This is a genomic window from Thalassotalea litorea (assembly GCF_005843925.1).
Lineage (GTDB): Bacteria > Pseudomonadota > Gammaproteobacteria > Enterobacterales > Alteromonadaceae > Thalassotalea_A > Thalassotalea_A litorea_A.
Genome location: NZ_VCBC01000016.1, coordinates 34,291 through 58,010 on the forward strand (window position 1 = coordinate 34,291; position 23,720 = coordinate 58,010).

The 23,720-nt window shown below is 42.9% G+C and carries 22 protein-coding genes; 3 read left to right on the forward strand and 19 right to left on the reverse strand.

The window, feature by feature from the left end; translation table 11 throughout:
* Window positions 1-161: 161 nt before the first annotated feature.
* Window positions 162-2,423 carry a phosphoenolpyruvate--protein phosphotransferase gene (gene ptsP / locus FE810_RS14595; RefSeq protein ID WP_138320962.1) on the reverse strand — a complete coding sequence of 754 codons (2,262 nt, stop codon included), beginning with the start codon at window positions 2,421-2,423 and terminating at the stop codon, window positions 162-164.
* Window positions 2,424-2,594: 171 nt separating this feature from the next.
* A complete protein-coding gene (gene rppH, locus FE810_RS14600) occupies window positions 2,595-3,137 on the reverse strand; it encodes an RNA pyrophosphohydrolase (protein WP_138320965.1) in 543 nt (180 codons plus the stop codon).
* Between the two features lie 170 nt (window positions 3,138-3,307).
* Here rppH and mutH point away from each other — a divergent pair, with 170 nt between their 5' ends.
* Window positions 3,308-3,976: a DNA mismatch repair endonuclease MutH gene (gene mutH / locus FE810_RS14605; protein WP_212744523.1), complete on the forward strand. Its 669-nt coding sequence runs from the start codon at window positions 3,308-3,310 to the stop codon at window positions 3,974-3,976.
* A 141-nt stretch (window positions 3,977-4,117) separates the two neighbouring features.
* On the opposite strand, the gene FE810_RS14610 is transcribed toward mutH, so the two are convergent.
* From FE810_RS14610 to FE810_RS14690, 17 genes are all read right to left on the reverse strand, one after another.
* Window positions 4,118-5,008, reverse strand: a complete 891-nt coding sequence (locus FE810_RS14610; protein WP_171022387.1) for a D-hexose-6-phosphate mutarotase — start codon at window positions 5,006-5,008, stop codon at window positions 4,118-4,120.
* A gap of 141 nt (window positions 5,009-5,149) precedes the next feature.
* Window positions 5,150-6,253, reverse strand: a complete 1,104-nt coding sequence (locus FE810_RS14615) for a tetratricopeptide repeat protein (protein WP_171022388.1) — start codon at window positions 6,251-6,253, stop codon at window positions 5,150-5,152.
* Window positions 6,254-6,263: 10 nt separating this feature from the next.
* A complete protein-coding gene (locus tag FE810_RS14620; protein WP_138320971.1) occupies window positions 6,264-7,229 on the reverse strand; it encodes a type II secretion system F family protein in 966 nt (321 codons plus the stop codon).
* A gap of 8 nt (window positions 7,230-7,237) precedes the next feature.
* Window positions 7,238-8,206, reverse strand: a complete 969-nt coding sequence (locus FE810_RS14625; RefSeq protein WP_138320973.1) for a type II secretion system F family protein — start codon at window positions 8,204-8,206, stop codon at window positions 7,238-7,240.
* Between the two features lie 60 nt (window positions 8,207-8,266).
* Entirely contained in the window at window positions 8,267-9,586 is a 1,320-nt protein-coding gene (locus FE810_RS14630; RefSeq protein WP_138320975.1) for a TadA family conjugal transfer-associated ATPase, read from the reverse strand.
* A 3-nt stretch (window positions 9,587-9,589) separates the two neighbouring features.
* Window positions 9,590-10,834: a CpaE/TadZ family protein gene (locus tag FE810_RS14635; RefSeq protein WP_138320977.1), complete on the reverse strand. Its 1,245-nt coding sequence runs from the start codon at window positions 10,832-10,834 to the stop codon at window positions 9,590-9,592.
* 15 nt (window positions 10,835-10,849) lie between these two features.
* Complete coding sequence (locus FE810_RS14640; protein ID WP_138320979.1) at window positions 10,850-11,341, reverse strand: TadE/TadG family type IV pilus assembly protein; 492 nt, start codon at window positions 11,339-11,341, stop codon at window positions 10,850-10,852.
* Complete coding sequence (locus FE810_RS14645; RefSeq protein ID WP_246037069.1) at window positions 11,328-11,828, reverse strand: TadE/TadG family type IV pilus assembly protein; 501 nt, start codon at window positions 11,826-11,828, stop codon at window positions 11,328-11,330. Before FE810_RS14645 ends, FE810_RS14640 begins: the two co-directional genes overlap by 14 nt.
* Before the next feature lie 2 nt (window positions 11,829-11,830).
* Window positions 11,831-13,156: a Tad domain-containing protein gene (locus FE810_RS14650; protein WP_138320981.1), complete on the reverse strand. Its 1,326-nt coding sequence runs from the start codon at window positions 13,154-13,156 to the stop codon at window positions 11,831-11,833.
* 46 nt (window positions 13,157-13,202) lie between these two features.
* Window positions 13,203-13,505 (reverse strand): hypothetical protein, encoded by a 303-nt coding sequence (locus FE810_RS14655; protein ID WP_138320983.1) that lies wholly within the window; start codon window positions 13,503-13,505, stop codon window positions 13,203-13,205.
* Window positions 13,506-13,507: 2 nt separating this feature from the next.
* Window positions 13,508-15,007, reverse strand: a complete 1,500-nt coding sequence (locus FE810_RS14660) for a type II and III secretion system protein family protein (RefSeq protein ID WP_138320985.1) — start codon at window positions 15,005-15,007, stop codon at window positions 13,508-13,510.
* Window positions 15,008-15,017: 10 nt separating this feature from the next.
* Window positions 15,018-15,905 (reverse strand): Flp pilus assembly protein CpaB, encoded by an 888-nt coding sequence (cpaB, locus tag FE810_RS14665; RefSeq protein WP_138320987.1) that lies wholly within the window; start codon window positions 15,903-15,905, stop codon window positions 15,018-15,020.
* Between the two features lie 61 nt (window positions 15,906-15,966).
* Window positions 15,967-17,505, reverse strand: a complete 1,539-nt coding sequence (locus FE810_RS14670; protein ID WP_246037070.1) for a DUF8689 domain-containing protein — start codon at window positions 17,503-17,505, stop codon at window positions 15,967-15,969.
* Between the two features lie 2 nt (window positions 17,506-17,507).
* Entirely contained in the window at window positions 17,508-18,074 is a 567-nt protein-coding gene (locus FE810_RS14675) for an A24 family peptidase (protein WP_138320990.1), read from the reverse strand.
* 33 nt (window positions 18,075-18,107) lie between these two features.
* Window positions 18,108-18,308: a Flp family type IVb pilin gene (locus FE810_RS14680; RefSeq protein ID WP_138320992.1), complete on the reverse strand. Its 201-nt coding sequence runs from the start codon at window positions 18,306-18,308 to the stop codon at window positions 18,108-18,110.
* 104 nt (window positions 18,309-18,412) lie between these two features.
* Window positions 18,413-20,113 carry a L,D-transpeptidase family protein gene (locus FE810_RS14685; RefSeq protein ID WP_138320994.1) on the reverse strand — a complete coding sequence of 567 codons (1,701 nt, stop codon included), beginning with the start codon at window positions 20,111-20,113 and terminating at the stop codon, window positions 18,413-18,415.
* Window positions 20,067-20,987, reverse strand: coding sequence for a helix-turn-helix domain-containing protein (locus tag FE810_RS14690; protein ID WP_138320996.1), 921 nt, complete (start codon window positions 20,985-20,987; stop codon window positions 20,067-20,069). Before FE810_RS14690 ends, FE810_RS14685 begins: the two co-directional genes overlap by 47 nt.
* 250 nt (window positions 20,988-21,237) lie before the next feature.
* Here FE810_RS14690 and FE810_RS14695 point away from each other — a divergent pair, with 250 nt between their 5' ends.
* Together FE810_RS14695 and FE810_RS14700 are read left to right on the forward strand one after the other, a co-directional pair.
* Entirely contained in the window at window positions 21,238-21,630 is a 393-nt protein-coding gene (locus FE810_RS14695) for a hypothetical protein (RefSeq protein WP_138320998.1), read from the forward strand.
* Window positions 21,620-23,653, forward strand: coding sequence for a sulfatase-like hydrolase/transferase (locus FE810_RS14700; protein ID WP_138321000.1), 2,034 nt, complete (start codon window positions 21,620-21,622; stop codon window positions 23,651-23,653). Before FE810_RS14695 ends, FE810_RS14700 begins: the two co-directional genes overlap by 11 nt.
* The last annotated feature ends 67 nt before the right edge of the window (window positions 23,654-23,720 follow it).

Below are 23,720 nucleotides of genomic sequence, written 5' to 3' on the forward strand. Positions count from 1 at the left end.
TTAAGACATTGCTATGCGTTCACGAATACTGCATAAATAACGACAGCGACACGTTATACCGATACTCAAACTGATATTCTCAATAGGTCTTTTCATACTCATTTGAATCAAATGAGTATGAAACTGGCGAACCAGGACTATCGAGCGCGCAGCCTGCATCATTATTTACCCGCGCGTATGAAACCACCAAAGCCTAATTGCTCAAGTTGGCGATTAATATACTGGTGAACCGCATCCGCTGTGTCTAATTGTAAACAAGTTTCTAACATCTGTCTGGCATGCTGCAGAGATATATGTCGAATTACCCATTTAATGCGTGGGATATTAAAGCTATTCATACTAAGTTTGTCGTATCCCATTGCCAGTAACAAAATCGCACCACCGGGTTCTGCGGCCAACTCCCCGCATAACGATAGGGACATGTTTTTCTCGCCAGATTGTTTTGCGATAAAATTCAGCGCCCGTAAAACCGCAGGATGATAGGCATCGTATAAAGAGGCTACCCGCTCATTATTGCGGTCGACCGCCAATAAATATTGCGTTAAATCATTACTGCCGACGGAAAAAAAGTCGACTCGCTCAGCCAATTGGGAAATTTGAAATATCAATGATGGTACTTCGATCATCACCCCAACCTGGGGTTTTTGAATGTCAACAGACTGTTCCTGAGCGATTTCCAGAAATGCCTGTTCAATTAAACGTAACGCTTCATCTACCTCTTGTAATGAGGTGATCATCGGTAACAGAATTTGTAAATTTTCCTGGCCAATATTGGCACGGATCATCGCCCTTACCTGAACCAAAAAGATTTCAGGGTGATCTAAGGTCACGCGAATACCGCGCCAGCCGAGAAAAGGATTGGCCTCATTTATCGGGAAATATTCAAGCGTTTTATCGCCACCAATATCGAGCGTGCGCATGACCACAGTTTGCCCAGGGAAAGATGCCAGAACATTTTGATAGGCAGAAACTTGTTCCTGTTCCGATGGAAAGCTGGTGCGCTCCATAAAAGCAATTTCGGTACGATACAAGCCGATGCCGCTCGAACCATGTTTCATTGACTGATCAAATTCCGCCACTAACCCTGCATTCATCAACAGCTCTATGGCATGACCATCTTCCGTTACGGGTTCAAGTTCAGTAACCTCGCGAACTTCTTGTTGCAGCTCACGTTCTTCATCCATAAGCCTTTGATAGTGCGTGACTTGTTCAGCTGAAGGCGAGAGAAAAACTTCTCCGGAATAACCATCGACAATTGCCGGGCGCTCGGCAAAGCTGGTTAGTGGTAAATCGCCAACCCCCATAATCGCTGGAATACCCAAGGCCCTTGCCAGGATCACGGCGTGAGAATTGATGGAACCGGATAAAGAGATAATTGCTCGCAAGCCTTTATGCTGATATTCCGCCAGCATGGATGCAGTAACTTCCTGAGCGACCAGAATTAAATCGTCGGGTAACCGGACATGTTTTTGCTGATAATCCTGTAAGTGCAGCAGAACACGATTTCCAAGATCACGAATGTCCACCGCTCGCTCTCGGATATAACTATCTTCAACCGCTTCAAATTGCGCGACATAGCGGTCTATCACTAATTTCAAGGCACTTTGTGCGTCCCAACCAGCATCAATGTTCGCTTCAATATCATCGCCAATGCTGGCACTCGACAGCATCTGTTGATACATATCGAAAATATCCAGCGTATCTTTAGGGATCGTACCGCTCATGCGATTTCGCATTTGACTCATATCCCGATAAGCTCGGGCTATCGCCAGTTGTAAGCGTTTTTTCTGTTTTGATTTATTACCCTGTTTAGTAAGTGTGATGCGACGTAAATCCGCCAATGGGCGACTCACGAAACACTGCCCAGACGCCAAACCACTGGCGCCGGGTATCGCCCGCAAATGGGTTTTATCCACCCGTTTGCACATCGCCGAAATCATACCTCTTGATTCCGCGCTACTTAACGTTGTCGCTAATTGCGCCGCTAAGGTAACCAGAAATGCTTCTTCGTTTTCGTTAAACTGTCGAGATTCTTGCTGTTGCACGGAGATGATTCCGAGCACACGGCGTTGGTGAATAATAGGTGTGCCAAGAAAGGCGTTAAATGCCTCTTCTTTCACTTCCGGGGCATGTTTAAATCTGGGATGTCGTTGCGCATTGGCAATATTGATCGGCTCTTCGCGCTGACCAACCATGCCGACCAGGCCTTCATTAAAGGCAATTCTGACCTGACCCAGTGAATCCTTAGCTAACCCGTCGGAAGCCATTAACAAGAAATGTTGCAACTCTTCATTGGCCAGGTAAATTGAACAGCATTGTGTCGCCATGGCTGTTTTTACTTGCGACACTAAGGATTGCAAAGCCGAGTCCAAATCTGGCTCCTGCCCAAATGCTAATACAATTCGTCTTAGTGTGGTTAACATAGCTTTCCTTGGTTTTGCAATCTAGTACGCGATAAACGGCATGGCTCCGATTATACAGTTTAAGACAATCAAAGATTGTTTCGGGTACGCGATACACATCATCGCTCCGTGAACTCGATAAACAAAAAGCTGTGAAACTCACGTTACACAGCTTTCTCAAAAACATAATGATCACTTGTAATGTCGGCGTTTTCCATCACGTTTCGACGAATCTCGACGATTGGAATTCTCTTTTCGCATCACCGGTAAAGCCACGGGCGCGAATTCTTTCATAACACGACGATATACTTCTCTTTTAAACGACACTACCTGACGGACAGGGTACCAATAACTTACCCAACGCCAATCATCAAACTCCGGATGTCCGGAATGAAGTAAGTTAACTTCCTCGTCTTTGCAGATCAGTTTCAGTAAAAACCATTTTTGTTTTTGACCAATACAGACAGGGTTACTGTCGTGGCGAATTAAACGTTTCGGTAAGCGGTACTTTAACCAATGTTTCGTGCTCGCCATTATTTCTACTTGATGAGGTTTTAGTCCAACTTCCTCGTATAACTCCCGGTACATCGTTTGTTCGGCGGACTCCCCTTTATCAACACCACCTTGTGGATACTGCCAGGAATGTTGCCCGTAACGGCGTGCCCAAAAGACGTGCCCTTTGCCGTTTGTAATCACTATGCCGACATTGGCTCGATAGCCTTCGGCATCAATCACATGAACTCCCGTTCAAAAAAATACTCTATAATCTGATTCTTCCACAATACTCATCGTTGAGCAAATATTGCTTGTAATTATTTATCGCATTTACGTCTTGAATATAATAGTTGCCTGGCTCATCAATCCTCTTGATAATAACCACTATCATTTTGTTGAGTATCATATACGTGTTAACACCTGAATCTGAACAACAGCTTATTCAAACGGCGCAACGCTTATCCGGCATAACCTTGGGCGACCTTGCCGCACAACTTGGCATTGCGGTCCCTGAAAATTTGAATAAAGAAAAGGGCTGGATTGGATTGCTATTAGAGCGTGCTTTGGGGGCCAGTGCGGGTTCGAAGCCTTTACCGGATTTCCCGGAATTAGGAATAGAATTAAAAACTCTGCCAATCGATAGAGATGCCAAAGTTCTGGAAACCACATTTGTCAGTGTTGCACCATTAACCGGTATGTCAGGAGTTACCTGGCAAACCAGTCATGTCAAAAACAAAATGGCAAAAGTGCTCTGGGTACCGATTATTTCCGAGCGACAATTACCCGTTGCAGAGCGTCTGATATGCACACCATTTTTATGGCAACCCAATCCTGAAGAGGAAGCCCTGTTGCAAGCCGACTGGCAGGAATTGACCGATATGATAGTGCTGGGCGAGGTGGAAAAAATCAACGGCAAGTATGGGGAAGTCTTACAATTACGCCCCAAAGCAGCGAATAGCAAAGCCAAAACCAAGGCCTTTGATAAAAATGGCAGACCGTTTCAAACCTTACCCCGAGGCTTTTATTTAAAGACAGGATTTACCCAGCAGCTGCTTAATCGTCATTTACGGGTGAATTAACGCTAAACGCGGGAGACTCAATAAACCCATATAGGAAGAATATAGTCTTACCAATGTAGCAAGTGCTTACTCTATTTTTCTGTTTATAATGGTCAATGTACTCACACCTACGAGTGAAAAACAGAAGGAAACACGATGTCGTTATAAATTGTAGACTTTGATTTCTTGGCCAACAGTTAGAGCGCCATTTGCCTCTAACGATAGCCATTGAGTATTTGCCGCTTCCAGACATACAAATTCCTGTTCGCCGTGTTGGTGTACATCATCCATTGATGATGCGGTTATGCTACCTGGATTCCATAACACCCACTGACTGGCATTGCTTTTGTTGATTTCAATGGCTCTATCCCAGCCTTTATCAATAATAGTCGCAGATTTACTGTTGTAGTAAATATTGTCTATTGGACCTAGGCCGTTAACAGGTTCAAGTTGTTTGATTTGCTTTGTACCAGCAATTTTATTTTCAAATGAACTCCCCACTAAAGCCGGAATAGTCGCATTTTCTGGATGGCTCACTTTAAAGTAACTATGCAATGCAAAACTTAAATTAAGCGGTTGAGCGGATAAGTTTTCCATCATCATCGATTGGGTAAAGACATCACTAAAGCTCAAGGTCTGAGTTAACCTAAAATTCCCTTTCCACTTCGGATGTTCTGTTGTGTCAAGTGTGATAATAATGTTCACTGCATCCGGACCAATTTTTAGATCGGATAATTGCCACACACTGTTTCTAGCAAAACCGTGACTCGACTCGTTGACTAACAAACCAAACCAAGGCCAACAAATTGGGATCCCACCTCTGATTGGACGCGACTGATCGAAAGCACTCTTTCGACTCAGCCAAAAAACTTCTTGCTGGCCATTCGGTTGCCAAGATAACACCTGTCCTCCGAATAAGGACAGTTTTGCTTCACAAAGCCGATGGGAAATTGTCAGATACGTAAGTTGGTCGTTGACAAATTGCTGGCGAACCGTCCCATATTCCGATTCAGAAATTAATTCTTTACCCTCTGTTACCAGTTGCACAACCATTGTTTTCATTCCTATTTTGTAATTGACGCTCATCATTACAGAGTTACAAAATAAATCAATATCCTCACCCCCTAGAAATGAGAAAAATAAAGACAAATAGCGCAGATCAAAAGTTGTCAACCGTATTTAATTTTTAAACGCTTATTCCTTATAATTGTGATTAAGAATTTCCTCCGTCGAGCCTTTGTTTACCTCTCTAACTGAAGAACCATTAACAGGTAAAGCCTGAGCTTTTAATAAACGTTCTCGTTTTAGCAGCTGCACTTGCTCGAGATTTAGATTGGCCTTTTCAAAATAGATAGGAGAGGTATTAATAGCTTGAGTAAAGTAGCGCTCGGCAAGGTCGAGATTATCCTCAAGCAAAAGGAAATACCCCAAATCATTGAATGCATCATGCTCAGGCATAATCTGTTTTAAGGTTTTGATTGACCGCTCATAATGCCCTTGCCTCGCATAAACCAATCCAAGGTTACTCCAGGCTCGGGCAAATTGTCGTTTATAGTTAATCGCTCTCTTATAATAGCCTTCTGCATGCTCATAGTTACCTGTTAAATAAAATGAGTAACCAATATTGGTCAGATAAGGAGCAGATTTTGGGCGATGTTGCAACGCTAGTTGATAGTAACGACGAGCCAAAGCGTGATTTTCCTGAATATCTTCAATAACGCCTGCCACCACATATGCATTTACCGGAGAGTTGTCGTCAAGAGAAAGGTAAACGGATTGCAATGCTACCTGACCTGAAGAAGATTTGTTTTCGACAGTATGCTTTCGTAAACGCTGTTGATCAATGGTAATTGCTTGCTGTAAATGTTGCTTTGCTGTTTGGTAGTCACGTTCAGCCATACTTATGCCTCCTAAAGCTTGTAAAGCACCGCTGTGTTCTGGTTCATACTTGAGAACATTTTGATAAGCTCGACTCGCAACATCCGTGTTTTTCAAACGACGATGGATCTCACCAATTTGAAAATAGACATCAGCATCAGCTTTATCAAACTCTAGGGCCTGAATGTAATAATATAAGGCTCGTTCATAATCATTATTACTTTTTGCCTCGTCCGCTCGCTCCAGCGCCTGTGCTTTGTTTTGAACGCTGATGCCTTTATTGGCCTGGCTTGAACTAAATTCCCCACCAACGCTTGTGGGCGCCGAAGTACTAGTCTGCGGCTCTGTGGTTTGACACCCTAATAAAGTCGATATCATGAGTAAACATACCGAAGTGACTCTAACTTTATATTTATGCATTTTTAGCCTCTTAAAACGCGACATCCCAAACTGACAAGACTTTTAAGATTGCAGGACCTACCGCAACGATAAAAAATGCAGGCCAGATACAGAAAATCATAGGGAAAACCATCTTTACAGCCAACTTTGCGGCTTTTTCCTCAGCTTCCTGGATTCGTTTATCACGATATTCTTCCGCGTAAATTCTTAAGGTGCTGGCAATCCCAGTACCCAATTTCAAGCTCTGTACGATCACGGAATTAAGGCCGCGAATATCTTCTAGACCAGTGCGCTCTGAAAACTCATGCAGTGCTTCTTGTAAGGAGTAACCAACCCGGACCTTACTGCACACCAAGTTAAGCTCATGAGACAATACTGGGTGTGCAACTTTCAACTCATTACTAACCCGTTGAAATGATTCCATTAAACCAAGCCCTGACTCACAGCAGACCACCAGTAAATCGAGAGCATCCGGAAAATGCTTGCGTAATCCCTGCATTCTTTTATCCGCTAGATAAGTCAAGATCGTCCCAGGAAGTAAATAGGCGACACCAACAATAAGCGCGAGTAAATAAACCGTCCACATCAGTGACAAATCGGGAAGTAGTCTTAACACAACGGTGCAAATCCCCGCACTAATTAACAACAACAATAACTTTAGAGCATTATATATTTTAAGGGCGCTCTCAGAATGAAACCCTGCATGAATCAATAAACGTTTGGCTTCACTATCCCCTGCAAAGGAGCTTTTGATAAATGGGACTTTGTTTAAGCCATGTTCTAAAGACTGACCAAATCCAGCATTTTCCTCAAAACCCACACCTTCGCTTTGTATTTTCTTTAATTCCGCTTTCGCGGGCGAAAGTAACCCAGACAACAAATAACTCATCGCCAACGCTAATGTGATACCCGTAGCGGCAGCAAGCCCAATAACAACCCATTGAGATGCCGCTGGGTTTTCAAAAAGGCTGTAAATCAGACTATTTATATACTCCACAAGACCTCCTAGACATCTAGTTGAATCAAACGGTTAATCCAAGCAATACCGATTAGCATTGCCAAAGCACCCCATTTAAGTAGTGAGACACCGTCTTCACTGCTAGTCAGTAAAGTCAGATATTTGGGTGAACTTATATAAAGTACCGCGAATAAAGCAAATGGCGTCAACACGAGAATCCAGGCTGACATACGACCTTCAGCAGACAATGTCCTTACGCGTCGCTTAAAGGCGAAACGCTGACGAATAACTCGTGCCAAAGTCTCTACTTTTTCAGCAAGATTACCACCGGTTTCTTTTTGAATACTGATTGCACTGGCGAAAGCCATTGCTGAAGTAATAGGAACCCGTTGCACAAACAGCAATAATGCTGTTTTAATGTCAGTACCGTAATTAATCAGGTGAAACAGATAATTGAATTCTTTCGTTAATTCTCCTTGGGTTTCATCACACACCAGTTTGAGCGATTCCGAAAACGCATAACCGGCTTGTAAACCACGTTTTAGCACATCCAGTGCTTCAGGAAACTCTTCTTCAATTTTTTCTAGCCTCTTACCTATATCGCGATTTAGTTTGATGATAAATAGTGAAAAAACCACTGCAAAAACAATAAAAACATACAGTACGTCTCTCGTTAAATACCAAACTAAGGGTGATATGGCCAATGCAGAAATGATTGCCAGAAAAAAATACTGATGACCCAAGTATTTATAATCCGCCAATTCCAGCTTATAGGTTAAGTTTTTAATAAACCCCCACTCTTCCATTGCTCGAAACAGAAAGGGAAGTTTATTAATTTTATTATCGAGAATTAAATCTGAGTGCTGAAACTCTTGATTTTCTGACAATTCAATTAAGTGCTTTCGCAGTTCCTTAGTTTTCGCTCTTTTCGGGTTATACACAGAAACCAATAATGACTGCGACAAAAATATTACCGTGGCAAATATTAACAATAGAAAAATTACTTCATTACTCATTCTTGTGCTCCTGGAGACTTACCACTGTTTGCTGGCATGAAATGGAATACACCTTTGACCTTACAGTCTTGCCAGCTCAAAATCCGCACCATAAATTGAATTAGGTAGTACGATGCCCCTGGCCTGCAAATGGCCGTTGAAGTTGGGGATCACACCTGTTGCTTTGTATCCGCCAAGTACATTACCGTCTTCATCTCGCCCCCGACGTTCAAATTTAAAAATTTCCGACATGGTAATGATATCCCCTTCCATACCGTTGATTTCTTGAATGCTGACGATACGACGCTTGCCATCTTCATGACGTTGTAATTGCACAACCACATCAATTGCAGAAGCAATTTGCGAACGAATATTCACGACGGGCATATCAAACCCTGACATGCAAACCATGTTTTCCATCCGTGATAATGAATCTCTTGGGTTGTTGGCATGTAATGTTGTCAGGCTACCTTCGTGCCCTGTATTCATCGCCGCCAGCATATCTATGGCTTCAGCACCGCGAACCTCACCAACGACAATTCTATCTGGTCGCATCCTTAGGCTATTAATCACTAACTCTCGTTGCTTTACCTCTCCCTTCCCCTCAATATTTGCAACTCGCGTTTCAAGACGCACCGTATGAGGTTGTTGCAATTGCAGTTCGGCCGAGTCTTCAATAGTAATAATGCGTTCATCTTCTGGTATATAGCCGGATAAAATGTTTAATAAGGTGGTTTTACCGCTACCCGTACCGCCTGAAATCAGTACATTCAACTTTCCGAGAACGATGGCCTTGATAAAGGCTCCCATGTCTTGGCTCATAGTGCCGTAGTCAATCAACTGAGCTGCATTTAATTTTTCAACGGTAAAACGACGAATTGAAAGGCATGGACCGTCTAGCGCCAGAGGCGGAATGATGGCATTGATCCGTGACCCATCTTCAAGTCGCGCATCAACCATAGGTGAGGATTCGTCGATTCTCCTGCCAACGCGAGAAACAATGCGATCAATGATATTTAATAGATGTTTGTCATCATAAAATGACACAGGAACCCGTTCGAGTTTCCCATGACGCTCAATGAAGATATTATCGTGATTATTCACCAGGATATCGGAGATAGATGGGTCGGCGAGCAAGGTCTCCAATGGCCCCAGACCAAGGATCTCATCAATGATTAATTGTGTGATTTTCTCTCGGGCATGCACATTTAATGGCCTGGGAACATCGTTGAGCAATTGCTGGCACAATTCTTTAATTTGAACTTCAGCTTGCTGCTCTTCGAGAGTTTCGAGAACGGACAAATCCAGCATCTTTACGATTTTTGCATAAGTTTGTTGCTTAGTTTCCTGATCCTGAGAATTTAATACCGCATATTCATTACTCGGTTGTAACGGATTCATAATCTAACCTTTATACATTTTTTGAAACATACGGGACCAGAATCCCGATTCATCATTGTTGCCCTGCAATTCGATAGCGGATAATCCTGCGACTAACTGAGTTAAATCTTCCACCAAACGCCGACCGCCCTCGACCTGGACAATGTTGCGGCCCAGATCATTGCATTCACTGGCGACAGAAAAGTTGTTTCGAATCACCTGGATACGCTCAATACCAAGGGTTTGCTGGATCTCTTTTAACGAGATCGGGGATTTTTTCTCATCAAAACGATTAACGACTAAGACCACATTACGCTTTGATTTACCCAAATTTCCATGAAGAAAATTTAGTACGTTCTGGGCTTCCCGAACACTGATGATATCTGCCTGAATCACCAGGAGGATATCTTGAGACGCTTCGATCAACGGTAAATTTACCGCTTCAATCCCTCGAGATAAATCCGCTAAAATCAGACCGTAGCCGCGCTGAATTTTGGCAAGCAATTTCGTTAGATTGGCCGCGTATTCTTGCTGTTGCAAAGTAAGGTGAGAAAATGGCTTTACCGGTAATACCCGCAAACTGCCTTTTTTCGTCAGCATATTTTGCACAGCTACAGCATCCAGGCTTTCTTGTTCACTAATTGCATCATCGAGAAAATATGTCGCATTAGAACAGAGCATTTTCGACAAGGTTGCATGTTGAAAATCTCCGTCAAACAACACCACTTCCATATTACTTTGCTGACACAACACATCCGCCAATGCATGGGTAATAAATGTTGCTCCACTTCCGCCTTTGCAGTTTAATACACTGACAATTGGCGCCAGACTGATTTGCGACTCAAGTTGAGAACTAATACTCTTTATGGCTTCAGTTAGCTCGCTTTTGAACGTTGCTGCAGGAACAACATCGCGGATCTGCAATTGAATCGCATAGCGCAATAAATCCGGAGGCAAATCATCACCGATTAGAATTATGGGTTTGTTGAGACCGCTTAGTTTTTCCAATTGCTCAAATACAAACTGACTATCATTTCGGTATGCGACAATGATCAAACCTTGCCCTGGTTCCGCTTGAGACAATGAAACAGTAGTGGAAATATTGATATTGTTAAACTGAGTCAAAAACTGCATTATTTCCTGACGAAACTGTTCATCACTGCAAATCAATAAACATTCGAGTAAGATCGACAAATTCATAGCAACCTCAGAATCCTCATCGGCGTATTCATTAGTCTTAGGGGTGACTTGATATAGACTTTCTCGCACCGTTTCATTCCCTCATTAACAACTTGTGATACCAGTGCGGGTAAAGCCTAAACTTTCCCGGGGGATCCCAGTCACCAGTGTTGGTGAATCTATCGTGATACTGACAAAGGGGATCACCAGATTGTGCTGGTAATTAATTATTTGGGTCTGTATCGAAGCAACATTGTTAGCATTCGTAGTGGATGTGCCACTTGCATCTAAGTATGTGATAACAATATTGCTCCGAGTTAAATTGGGTAACAGGTTGAACCCGGAAAAGGTGGCTAAATCTCCAATAGCGTCTTGCTGACTGACTGTATTTGCATCACTGCTATCGGTAAGAGGGCTGCAAACTGTGGCCAGTCGAGCCCCTCGACGAGTCACTTCGGTAAGCGCATTCCAGGTATAAATAAGTCTTCCGACTTCAATAACCAGAATAAGGACTAACAAAAACACCACGGCCACCAGACTAAATTCCACGATGTATATGCCTCGTTGCGACTTTTTCTTTAGATTATCTAATGCCACCGCTCTGCGCCTTTAATGTATAACTAACGACAAGTGGAAAACTAAGATTAAAGCCTCCACCATAACCAAAATCCGGAATAATGGTGCTAAATATGGGCTGAAAATTATAGCTGACACTTAAGGTGATAAATTGCCCGGAAACAGATACATTGGTTGTGCTGTTGGCAAGTCCAGGTAGAATTTCATTGCCGGTGTTAGTCGTCGCCCCATAATAGACAAGGTTGTCAACCTCGGTCCTTAAGGTGTTGCTAATATCAATCACATCGGATACACCGGGGGTTGCGTAAATATCCAAATATCGGGAAGCATCGCGAACCGTTTTCGTTAGCGCATTATATTGATACAACAAACGACCAAATTCGGCGACGGTAAACACTAACAACAACAGAATCGGCAAAACCAAGGTGAGTTCTATAGTTGCCAATCCAAAGACTTTGGAGCGTCGCTGCATGTGTCGGCTTTGCGTTTTAGAATGTTGCATGGTCATACTCACGAATCCTTGCTATCGGGAACGTGGTATAAAACAATCCGGTATGCACCGGAGCTATTTGGATCGCTGCCCGGTAAGCCGGAGTCATTATCATCGGTATCGCCCTGAAAAGGACAGACTCGAACCACCTCGCCAACGGCATAGCTTTTCTGGCCATTACCACCGCTTTGCTCTTTATCTTGACCGCCTGAATTCGATGGCACCTGCTGAGTAAGAAATACGCACATAAAATCGATAACGCTTAACACCTTATGCCCATTAGCTTCGCTATCGCACTCAACGACAACAACATTAAACATCCTTCTATCAGGCAAGCGCCCAGCTTTGGAAACGTCAAGGTTTCCCGGGACCGAGCAAGAGGTCTCCTCGGTATCGGTAAGGTAATCAGCATACCGGTAAGCCTTGGCTAAATATCCCGACTCCAATAGATTCGGACGGGAATCATCGTAAGCAATAGGCGGCCCCTGACAGGTATTCCAATCTTCCGCCATGGTCTCCTTATTGCCCTGTGCTGACCCTGTAAATCTGGCATCAAGGGCTTCGGTTGGACCCACGGCATCTCCAGGCTCTGTTTCAAACGAATCAATATCCAATTCTTCAAGGCAAAAGCTTGCACCATTGGCTAATCCATCGCGTACATCATTTTTACCGCTCATGCCGGGTAAGCGAACGAGTTGAAAATTTCCGGAACCGACTTTCGATTCGGTATTTGAACCAATTTTCATTACCGTGTGGTCACCCCAGGAAAACCCATAAGCACCATTATCAGAACGGGGGATAGTCTTATCACCGCAAATTAATAATGGCACTAAATCCTGAGTACAGTTGTCGCTGGTTAAATCCGTACTGGGCCCTGCCAGCGCCGTTGATGAGACCCCTTTATCATAACCAAATATCTGTGCCAAGAAGCTGGTTAAACCGACATTTTCAATGGTGACTTTGGCATAAAGTGCCTCGTTGGTTTCTACCGCATTAAACGGATCCGGACGGACAGAAAATTCGATATTAATCAGAGACGTTACTTGCGCCGCACTTGTATTGACGATATCCAAAGGGATTGATTCTTGCAATTCTCTGTTTTCCGAATGCGTCAAATTATTGGTTAAGATCGTTACTGCTTCTGCCCGGGCCTGAGCAAATGTACCACCCCGATCGCGACTTTTCGCCGCAGACAGAGCAGCGGCATCGGCCAGGTTTTGCAATCGAGACTTATTCAATAGCAAATGTCCGCCATCGAGTGCCAAAGCGCTCACTGCTAATATGGCCAGCAAGGATATGGTTGCCAGCACAATAATATTGCCTTTATGCTTATTTCGGTAATTCATATCAAACCTCCCTACAACGCTGTTATCGGTGCGTTATGAATGGTTATTAGTTTTTCCCCGAACCACTACCACTTTTCCCACTAAAACTGCCGGTGCCTTTTCGTGCAGTAGTTGGCGCATACACGCTTTTCTCATAACCCGTCATCACATTAGTCGCCACTTCCCCATTTAAGGTATTTACAATCCCCGCATTCGTTACCGGTGCTGCGGGGTCGAGAATTTGGCGTTCCCATAAATCATCGTAATGGCCAGACAGACGATACTCATACTCAGGGCCAACACTACAACCACTCAACAGCACAAACCCCGTCAGTAATGTTGTTCGACTTGCTCTTAATAAAGCTTTCATAATTACTCCTGGAATTCTTCGGTTGAAATTTCGTGTCCATAGGTTGCCTGGGTGCCACCATCATCCAACATCAGCTGGCTATTGTTGCTATCTGAAGAAGAGGATGCATTAGGATTAGCCTCATTGGTTTCATTCAATGGACGACTGGATGTGCGCCCCAATAAATAAAAATCCATATCGCCAGGCTCGACAAAACCATCGGTTGGCAATGGGACGCCGTCTCGATTAAACGGACGCACTAATCGCGGCGTCACCATAATGACCAATTCAGACTGACCTTTGATAAATTCCTGGCTTCGGAACAACTGTCCTAGTACGGGAATATCTCCCAAGCCAGGAATTTTATTTACGCTTTCGCGAAAATTGTCACTGATCAACCCACCAATGGCGATGGTTTGTCCGTCTCCAAGTTCAACCGTTGTCGAGGTCGTGCGTTTAATAATGGAAGGAATGACCAAGTTCGAATTGGTTTCATCTGGAGAAATCGCCACCGTATTCGTAGAGCTCAGTTCGCTTACTAATACCTCCAGATTAAGGTTGATTTTTCCCGAATCGAGAATGGTTGGTACAAAGCTTACGCCAACGCCAAAATCTCGATACTGAATGGTGATGCCATCACGATTTGGTACTGGAATAGGAAACTCACCACCGGAGAGAAAATCCGCTTGCTGGCCACTTAAGGCGGTAATATTCGGCTCGGCCAAAATTTTTGCTAGACCATTTTGCTTAGCAATATCTAACGCGAAGTTTAATAACAGATCACCATCAAGGTAAGAGCCAAACAACCCCCTATCAATCCCCTGCGTTAAGCCTAATGAATTTAAGAAATCCGACCCTGATGTGATACCTATCGTGCCATCATTGCCGTCTACTGCTAATAACATTTTACTATCCAGACGTCGGGCAACTTCACTTTGTACTTCAGCAACCGTTACTTCCAGCATGACCTGATGACCGCCGCCAACGGACATCATATTCAATACCTGCGAGTTACTTTTATTGCCTCCTGCAGCCTTGGCATATCCCTCGGCAAGCCTTACTGCCATTGTCATTTTCTCTGTCGATGACGCTTCACCACTTAGTACCAAGTGCCCTTGAGAAGATTCAATGCCGATAGTCTCTTCAGGCAGATAACGATGAAAGCGCTCTCGTAACGTTGCTAAATCATGGGTTACTTCCAGATTATAAATTTCGATGATTTGATCTTTTTCATCCCACACCATGACATTGGTAGAACCTAGTTTTTTGCCGACAATGTAAATCTCATCTTTACGGATAATCAAAATATCCGCGATCTTTGGGTTAGCAATGGAAACCCGATGAACGCTTTGAACCATTGCGACATTTTTGGATTTATGAATCGGAATTTTAATGGTCGGATCCGGTTGTTCGAGGCTCCCGCCCGCCTGAACCGATGCACCAATATTTGCGATTAGAAACATCACTGAGATGACGATGGACCTTAAATTCGCATATTTGCTACGATGAGCTACTGCTTTCATCACACACCTCTTAGTTTTTAACCTGAACGGTTTGTTGTTGTACACCACGGATCACTTCAACTTTATTATTGGAGTAAGCGGAACGACGAGGCGCACTTGCTGCAACCTCTTGAGAAGAATTTGACTGAGTCGAGGTCTTTGCCAGACTTACCTGCTCAGTTTGTTCATCCTTGCTTACCTCATCACTCGCTGAAGACTTCGCATCTTGCCCCTGCAATTGATTATCTTTCTCTGCCAAAATAATTGAATTCGTTTCATCATTAGGATTTCTCAATGCTAATTGAATAGAACCTCTCTTACGTGAATTCAATAAAGTCTCCGCCTGATTCAAACCAAGTTCCAAAGTTACTGCTCTTACAACTTGAGGTTTATTTTCGTCATTAGAAGCTCGTTGATCTATCGCCAATATTTTTACATTCGATAAAACCACCTGCGTGGTAGGACGACCTCCTTGTCCAAATGTATTGAGAACATCAACTTTGTTACCGGGTAGCAAAAAACCTGCAACCCCGACCACATCATTAACGCGAAGTGTAATCGCTCGCTTATTTTTGCCAATTAGACTCGCTAGGCTGCTTCCTTCGCCTTTTTTCACAAGACGTTGTTCGCGTACAATATCTCCAGGATATAAACGCTGTTTCACCAGCATATCTTTCGCCTGTTTTTTATCGGTAAATGCGCCTTGAGGTACTGAGTTTTTAGGAATAACTTTCATCGACAAATATTTGTCTTCAAGCATGGTTCCCGTCGGTAGTTCAACATTAACCGTTAACACGGCCACCTGATCGGCTCCGACATCTTTGGGCTGGTTTTCCTCCAGCCAGTTGCGCGCGATAAACACAGCACCAACACCAAAGACGACGGAAAGAAGAATAAACAACACACTGTTCCGGTTCATACTACCTCCAGAAACATTCAATCGAAGCGAAGTTCCGGTTATTCCTTAAAGGGTTCGCTAGTTACGCGACAAAGTAACTGTGCCAGGCAAAGTTAATGAGATCCTTTGTCACTCTATTGGGTAAATTTTTAAATAAAACCTGATCCCGAACAATGGATAAGATATCCCTTGGGTAACAGGCCAGATAAGGTTTTTCTCTTGTTTTATGTAAAGAATTGATCAAATAGACAAAACAGTCGGAATCGCATTCAAGCTCGAAACGCTCACATTCCATAAACCATATTTGCTCATACAACTTCTGAGATAAGGGTTGGAATTGGATTTTATATCCTAGGCGCCTTAAAAAGGCATCATCAATTAATTCTTGGGGCGTTAAGTTAGTAGAAAACAATAACAGTAATTCAAAGGGTATTTCGAAATGCTGACCATTTTGCAGAGCGAGAAAATCGCGGCGCTCCTCTAAGGGTAGGATCCAGCGATTAAATAACTCTTTAGGAGTGACTCGTTGACGACCTAAATCATCCAAAAATAAGATTCCGTTATTCGCTTTCAGCTGAATCGGCGGTAAATAGCAACGTGATGCATTATCGAATTGCACTTCTAGCATGGACAAAGTCAATTCCCCGCCGGTAACCAATAAAGGACGTTCACAGGCCAACCAACGAGGATCGTATCCGTCGGCAATTTTCAATGCGCTGATGGTTGGGTCGTTAAACATTGATGCAGCCTCTTGAACATGATGCAGTTCAGGATCGAAGACTTGTATAATCTCATTGTTGATTTCAATAGCATAAGGAATGAGTACTGTTTCACCAAATAACCGGTTTAAATGTCTGCAAAAATAGCTTTTACCGGTACCGGCACCACCATAAATCAAGATTGGTTTAGTGGAATTTAAGGCTGGCCCTACGCTACCAATAACTTCATCCGGGAAAACTAAATCAGCGAAACCGTCTCGCATTTGTTGCTCCGTCAGGGCTTGGGTTCGATTCGACTGAATCTGTGTAACTCGTTGATATTGCTCCAATGGAATTGGAGCCGGCCCCAGGTAGCCCCGTTTCAAAAAAGCTTTTTCCGCTTCAAGCACACCAATATTGCTTAACGTATAGCGAAACTGACCATTATCAGCTGAAGATGGATTTTCCACCCAGGTTTTTTGTTTAGCTTCATCTAACAACAGCTTAACGATACTTCCAGAGAGAGATAAATCTTTGGATAACTGTTGCAAGTCAATAACCCCTGCACGATAGATATGTTTAATTAGTAGCTCAAGTAATAGGTTAATGCTTAGACCGGTTTCTTCGATATTCCCAGGACGTGGCGCATAAACCGAAAATTCATTGTCAATCGTTTCAGAAGATTCGTTCGAGGATTTATTCGCCACATTTTCCTCAGGTTGCGATTGTTGAGAATCTTTTTCTTTGGCTTCATGCAGTGGCACATCTTGTTCACTCAGATTATTCGGCGGCGTCGAATCAGATTGAGAATCAGTATGTCTATAACCGCCTGATGAGGACTGTTCATGTGACTCGAATGTTTCTGAGTTGCCCGATGGATGAGCTTGAGACTCTTTTTGTTTGGAAAAGCCAAATAATCCCATGCTCATACTCCCCAAGTGTACCTTAACGACGAAACTAACCATTGAACATCTTCACTATGCCATGAGGCCCAGCCCCAGCCGAAGGCCAATGCAGGCGCATAAGGGACCTGCATTTTAAGCAAGCCACCATTTTCAGGCTTGATATAGACTCGATACCAAAGACATTTGCCATAGTGAAAAACCAAGTCAATGCAGCGCTTGAGTCCAAATCGATACAATGCAATTGCAACAGAACTTACCAGCCCGAATACCAAGCCATATAAAAGAGACCAAACAAGCATTTGCGGCGTAAGAAATGCGCCAATGGCAATCATTAATTTCACATCGCCGGCACCAATCATGCGAAACATAAATAAGGGAAACAACAAAGCAAAGGCAAGGCCTGCTCCCATAAGCGCCGAAGCGACGCCACTTAACCCTAAAAATCCAGTTTGCACGGCGATACCCGCGATAAATCCAATAAGACACAGGCTATTAGGGATGCGCTGATATCGAAGATCAAAATACAGCGAGACCGAAAATATCAGCGTAATAGAAATCATTTCCACAAGCAGAAATTTATCTATCATCTTACACCCCTACGCCTGTCCCATTGTTCGCTACTAAGAAGAACAATCGGTGCTTTGCTCACCATTAACAGCGCTGGTTAAGCAGTTAATGGTGCCACTAACGGCTTCACCCAGGTCTGTGAAAGCAACAACTAAAGTCCCTGCCACCAGAGCACCAGCAATCGCGTATTCAACCGTAGTTAAACCGCTTTCATCTTCGATAAAATCGGAAAATAACGTGTTTAGGTTTCTCATATGAAATAACTCCAACTTGTTAATCTTGCAGGGCAAATACAACTCAGCCTTTGCCCTGCATTAAGTACAGCAACATTTTGGTGTATTACTGAACGGTTAAAAGATTAGAGGTTAATCTGAGAAAGGGTTATCACTGGATTGCTTAGTATGTTCTTAAATTGCGTGAGCAAAGCAGAGTAGTTGTCGAGATTGTAGATATCCTGATTAAAATTCATTTCCCCTGAATCATCAACCCAGGCAGTATGGTAGGTAACGTAAACGGGAACGGGGCTCGCAAGATAAAGCATACGCGTATCAGATTGTTTTTTGGCTTGGTTAATGATTTCGCGTTCAGTATCAGATTTTTCAGATTGACTGACCAAAATTTCCGCGAGCAATTCAGGCTGTTCCAAACGAATACAACCATGGCTCAAGGCTCGGTAAGGTTTACGAAACATCCATTTACCTGGCGTGTCATGAAGATAAATTGCATATCCATTTGGCATGTTAAAGCGGTACTTTCCTAGCGGATTAAAACTGCCAGGAGCCTGGACTAGTCGAAAATCATTCGGTAAATTTAACAAATCGTAATCAGGAGAGTTAATCTCTTTAATAACTTTATTTTTCCAATAACCTTTAACGAGCTGGAAATCTTTACGTGATAGGTAGCTAGGATCTTGTTTATACTCTTCTACCAAATCATCCATGATGATCTTAGGCGTTGGCGTCCACGTTGGGTTAACCGTGAGTCGATTTATTTGCGTTGAAAGTACGGGTGTTGGGTTATTTTTGTTGCCAACAATCACCTTCATTGATGTTAGTGTCCGACCATTGTTTCGATACTGCAGTTGATAACTGGGAATGTTGACATGTACTGACTGCCCTTTAAAACTTCGAGGTAACTCAAACCAACGTAATAAATTAAACTTAATTTGTTGTGTTCGTTGCTTAGGAGAGATGCCTAACGCTAGGTGAGTTACTGGACCAAGTTTGCCATCAGCAACCAAACCATGTCTGGCTTGAAAGCGTTGCAATGCGTCTTCTGCCACGACATCAAAAACATCAAACCGTGCTTGTGTCTGATATTGGCTTGGTAAATCTCCCAACAAAACTAACTTGTGCCTCAAATGACCAATTTGTTGATGACGTTGGCCAAGTTTAGGCACAAAGTCCGGATCCAAAGAAGGCCAGTCATATTGTTGCAGCTGCTGGTAATAGTGAAGGTGTTTTCGAAGTTGCCAAAAACCTTTTTGTCGGGGAAGAACACGATAAATCAGGTCAAGTTCCTGATCCAGTTTAAACGATCGCACCAAGGTATTAACGGGGTTTTCATGCATATTCCCTTGATCAAACCTTGAAGACTGAAGTAGAAAATAAATCCCCTGAGTCAGTATTCTATCCCTGCTCACCTGATCAACGGGTAAGGATTCCCAATGATTATCACCTAACCAGCCGATATCTTTTAGAATGTTTAACAACATTAAGCCCGACTGAGTTAATTCATTGCCGTGATACCAAAGTCTATTTTGGGATGTTCGTAGCAATATTTTCGGGTACACCCGATCCGACAAATCTCGATCATGATAAACAAATGAGTTTAACGGGGCGGCATCGACGTTAACGTTCAAACGAATATTCTGAACTTGAACTGGGATCTCAAACCCCGAGTGAAGTTTTGGCAGAAAGGGCTTTGCAAATGAACGGGGCGATAACATCAACAGAATAATCGCCAGCAGGCCAACTACAACATAGCCTGAGCACAAATGAACCATATTTCGACTAACACTTAACTGACCGATTAGACTGTCGTGTAGATTGAATTTCAATCGCTTTTTCCTTGTCCGCACTATTCACATTACCAGCAGATAAACTATTGAGTGTGTTAAGTAAATCACACCGCAATCTTAAATAGTGTAGATAGGTTTCGCTATTTTGCATGGTACGATTATCTTCCGAGTAAGCCATGGGGCTCAGGCCAAAATGCTCTTTAAACACCCGACAAAAATGCGATGGATTTGAAAAGCCCAATTCAAAAGCAATCGTTGTGCTGCTTGCTGACTCCGACGTGAGGATGCGCTCCGCTTCTTCGAGCCTTCGACAAATTAAATAATGACTGAAATTCATCCCGGTTACATCTTTAAACATATGGCTTAGTCGTGACTGGCTTAGATGTATATCATGAGAAAAGTCTTGTAGTGAGCTAGCATGAGAAAAGTTTTTCTCAATGAGCTCCAATAGCTCGACCACAGCACCGTAGCGAACCCACTTACTTGAGCGTATGGCACTGATGTCCACCAATGTTGATTCGCGAGAATATTTTGCGTCTGCAGACCTGAGTTCACCAATTACTGACAAATAAGATTCTAACTCGAGCTCTGATGGTGGGTATAAGTAAAGCTCCCTTACACCACAGTGTATAGCATGCTGCAATAGAGGAATAGACAAGGATTGGCTAAATACCACCACGCCTATTCCTGCAAATTTTTGGGTGATAAATTCAATATTGTGCAAGTGATCTGTATTAATGTGATTCATTAAATACACTACAGATTTTGGATTACCTAAAAAATTTTCTAGGCTCTGCATAGTCGGAATTGACAAGACTTGACAAGAAACATTAACAGTTTCACAAAAATCATTTGCTAAGGCCTCATCAAAGGCAACCAGCAATAACGCGCCGGTTTGATTGGCTGATAACATAACCTCGACCCTGATTTACAACATCCATTTTTGTCTTGAAGCCATCCTCGAGCTTAAAGCGACGATAAATGGCAGGAAAGAACACGTTTAAATTAGAAGTGAAGAACTCGAATGTCAAACTTACGCGAGTAAGTTTTTACACTTGAGCTGTAAAATTCAAAACAATTTTGTTGTTTTTTTCGACAATACAGCGTTACCCTCTATACTTTTTTAGCTGATTCTCCATGATGTGGTCAGGTTAAGTAGAAGTATGATTAAGCGGATTGAATTAGTTGTCCTATCGACGAGCGGTTTAACTGTCATTCTCTTGTTATTGGCAGGAGTACTCGGCTCTTATTCTCTGTCCGCTTTATCCCAAAGAAATGCACTTCAAGATCAAGAACTGCCGATGGACATATCTGCTAATCGTTACCTACAAGTGGGCGACTGGCCAGAATCGGATCCAAACAATTCACTGATTCGCGATTTCCAAAGCTTTATAGTTAAAGACGATGCGGAAAAAACAAATGCAAAATCGAAAAGTAACCTCAATCTCACTCTAACCTACACCGAAACTAAAAGCGAAACTAAAAGCGACAACCGCGGCACAAATAGGGACAAAGATCAGCCAACGACAGAGATACAGGTTAAGCATGATGAATAAAGTGACCTTACGTCGAACGTTTTATCGTTCCATAGCTATTTTGATCTTATCCATGGTTTTAGTGTTCGACTATCGCAGTGCATTGCAGCCTATCCCCCGCCTTTCGTTACTCAACATACTTGCCCATGAAAAGGCGGATGAATACCTGACGCTAGGAGTTGTAATTGACCTTTTATATTTTATTGTGGTGATTCTGGTCTTGCACGTATTATGGGCTTACATTATTACCATAAGTTGCTCCAGTTTTTATCGCAAAATGAAAAGTGATAATCAGCGCACAATATTGTGGTTGATTTTGGTCGTGTTGCATTGGATATTGGTTTTGGCCATCAATTCCTACATTTATCCTACGTCTTTATTGAGTATTTACAGACATAGTTTTTTGGCGACATTATGGTTTATTACCCCGGTGGTGGGCGCCCTGCTATTTCTATTTTTTCAAGGGTTATGGCAACGCAATCAAAAAATACAGATCGCAGTATTTGCAACCGCTTTTCTCTTTTTAATGACACCACCGATATTTTGGAAAAATGAAGACAAGTACAAAGACAAGCCAGACGTCATATTGATTGGTCTCGATGGTTTACGCCCGGACCATCTACAATATACCAGCAGGCATAATACCCGCAATCAGGCTGTCAGCTACATGCCAAACCTTGACGACTTTCTCGATAAAACAATTATTTACGATAGGGCTTATACGACATTGCCAAGAACCTTTGTTGCCTGGCAAAGCTTACTCACCAGTCAATACCCCCACCAGCATGGCGGCCGCTTCAATATTCCTCACCCATCCTTAGTGAATAAGGATGTTGCCCCGTTAGAGTCATTGAAAAAGGCAAACTATCAAACTATCTATGCGCTAGATGAGCGCAGGTTTAACCATATAGACAAAGATTATGGATTTGATGAGATTGTTGGTCCAAGTATCGGTATAGCCGATCAACTCATTACTGGAGTATCAGATATTCCACTCATTAATATTCTAACCAATGTATCTTTTGGAAAGTATTTCTTCCCATTTCTTTACCTAAATAGAGCTCAAGGGAAAACCTACGCTCCTGAGCTATTTAACAACGAAGTCATTAATCGATTAGATCCAATGCAACCCAACTTTATGGCAGTCCATCTGTGTATGCTCCACTGGCCTTATACCTCGAAAGATTTTATCAATGTAAAACCCGAACTTTGGAACAATAACTACCCACACTTTATGTATGCTTCACTACTGGAAAAACTGGATCAGCAATTCGTCCATTTGATAAGTGGATTACAGCGACTGGGGTATCTAGACAACGCCATAGTTTATGTGTTTTCGGATCATGGCGATGGCTTTCGCTTGGAGCGTGATAAAATAATGCCAGCTCCCAAATCTCCAGAATTGAAGCTCAGAGTGACCTCTTGGGGACACGGGACTAACATCCTAGACCAAAGTCAGGCTCGAATATTGCTAGCATATAACCGGTTTAAAAATGGCCAACCAGTCCACACGGCAAAAGTCGTGAACGGCGTTTTTTCAATCACCGCGATCATGCCTAGTATTTTGCAACAATTAAACCTTAGCGCTGGTAATATGCAAGGCAAGCCTTTTCCGATTGATGAGCCACAAAAACCTAAAGAGAAAATTGCATTTGTCGATTCCTCCTTACCAATGAAGTCAATCGATACCAGTTCCATTAATGAAACCAGTCTGCTATATCGCTCCATGGATCATTATCAGGTCACCGCTAACGGGCATTTGGTAATGACCCCTGATGCCTACCAGGATTTTACTTACCTCAAACAAAGAGCTGTTTACTATAGGCAATGGCAGCTAGCTTATCTGCCAAACTTGGATGATTTAATCATCATCGATTTACATCGTAAAGAATGGTCGTTATACGATACGTACGTCGGGGAGGCTCCGAAACTTAAACTAAGGCACATGCTTTGCAATCATTACCAGTCATTACAGTTACCAGTATGTGAAGATAAACACAATACTTTTCCTTCGGATTACTTACCGAGTACTGCGACAAAATGAGGCCAGGAGCATGAAGAAAAGCCACAATTTTGTACTAAAATCAATACCTTTATTCTCAAAGCCATAA

What these genes read in the sequence shown, in the direction of transcription:
- ptsP (WP_138320962.1), bottom strand. Translation starts at nt 2,423, where the DNA reads ATGTTAACCACACTAAGACGAATTGTATTAGCATTTGGGCAGGAGCCA.
- cpaB (WP_138320987.1), bottom strand. Translation starts at nt 15,905, where the DNA reads ATGAACCGGAACAGTGTGTTGTTTATTCTTCTTTCCGTCGTCTTTGGT.
- FE810_RS14690 (WP_138320996.1), bottom strand. Translation starts at nt 20,987, where the DNA reads ATGTTATCAGCCAATCAAACCGGCGCGTTATTGCTGGTTGCCTTTGAT.
- FE810_RS14695 (WP_138320998.1), top strand. Translation starts at nt 21,238, where the DNA reads ATGATTAAGCGGATTGAATTAGTTGTCCTATCGACGAGCGGTTTAACT.
- FE810_RS14645 (WP_246037069.1), bottom strand. Translation starts at nt 11,828, where the DNA reads ATGACCATGCAACATTCTAAAACGCAAAGCCGACACATGCAGCGACGC.
- FE810_RS14625 (WP_138320973.1), bottom strand. Translation starts at nt 8,206, where the DNA reads ATGAGTAATGAAGTAATTTTTCTATTGTTAATATTTGCCACGGTAATA.
- FE810_RS14610 (WP_171022387.1), bottom strand. Translation starts at nt 5,008, where the DNA reads ATGGTTGTGCAACTGGTAACAGAGGGTAAAGAATTAATTTCTGAATCG.
- FE810_RS14660 (WP_138320985.1), bottom strand. Translation starts at nt 15,007, where the DNA reads ATGAAAGCAGTAGCTCATCGTAGCAAATATGCGAATTTAAGGTCCATC.
- FE810_RS14650 (WP_138320981.1), bottom strand. Translation starts at nt 13,156, where the DNA reads ATGAATTACCGAAATAAGCATAAAGGCAATATTATTGTGCTGGCAACC.
- FE810_RS14655 (WP_138320983.1), bottom strand. Translation starts at nt 13,505, where the DNA reads ATGAAAGCTTTATTAAGAGCAAGTCGAACAACATTACTGACGGGGTTT.
- FE810_RS14675 (WP_138320990.1), bottom strand. Translation starts at nt 18,074, where the DNA reads ATGATAGATAAATTTCTGCTTGTGGAAATGATTTCTATTACGCTGATA.
- FE810_RS14670 (WP_246037070.1), bottom strand. Translation starts at nt 17,505, where the DNA reads ATGGGATTATTTGGCTTTTCCAAACAAAAAGAGTCTCAAGCTCATCCA.
- FE810_RS14615 (WP_171022388.1), bottom strand. Translation starts at nt 6,253, where the DNA reads ATGCATAAATATAAAGTTAGAGTCACTTCGGTATGTTTACTCATGATA.
- FE810_RS14630 (WP_138320975.1), bottom strand. Translation starts at nt 9,586, where the DNA reads ATGAATCCGTTACAACCGAGTAATGAATATGCGGTATTAAATTCTCAG.
- FE810_RS14680 (WP_138320992.1), bottom strand. Translation starts at nt 18,308, where the DNA reads ATGAGAAACCTAAACACGTTATTTTCCGATTTTATCGAAGATGAAAGC.
- FE810_RS14700 (WP_138321000.1), top strand. Translation starts at nt 21,620, where the DNA reads ATGATGAATAAAGTGACCTTACGTCGAACGTTTTATCGTTCCATAGCT.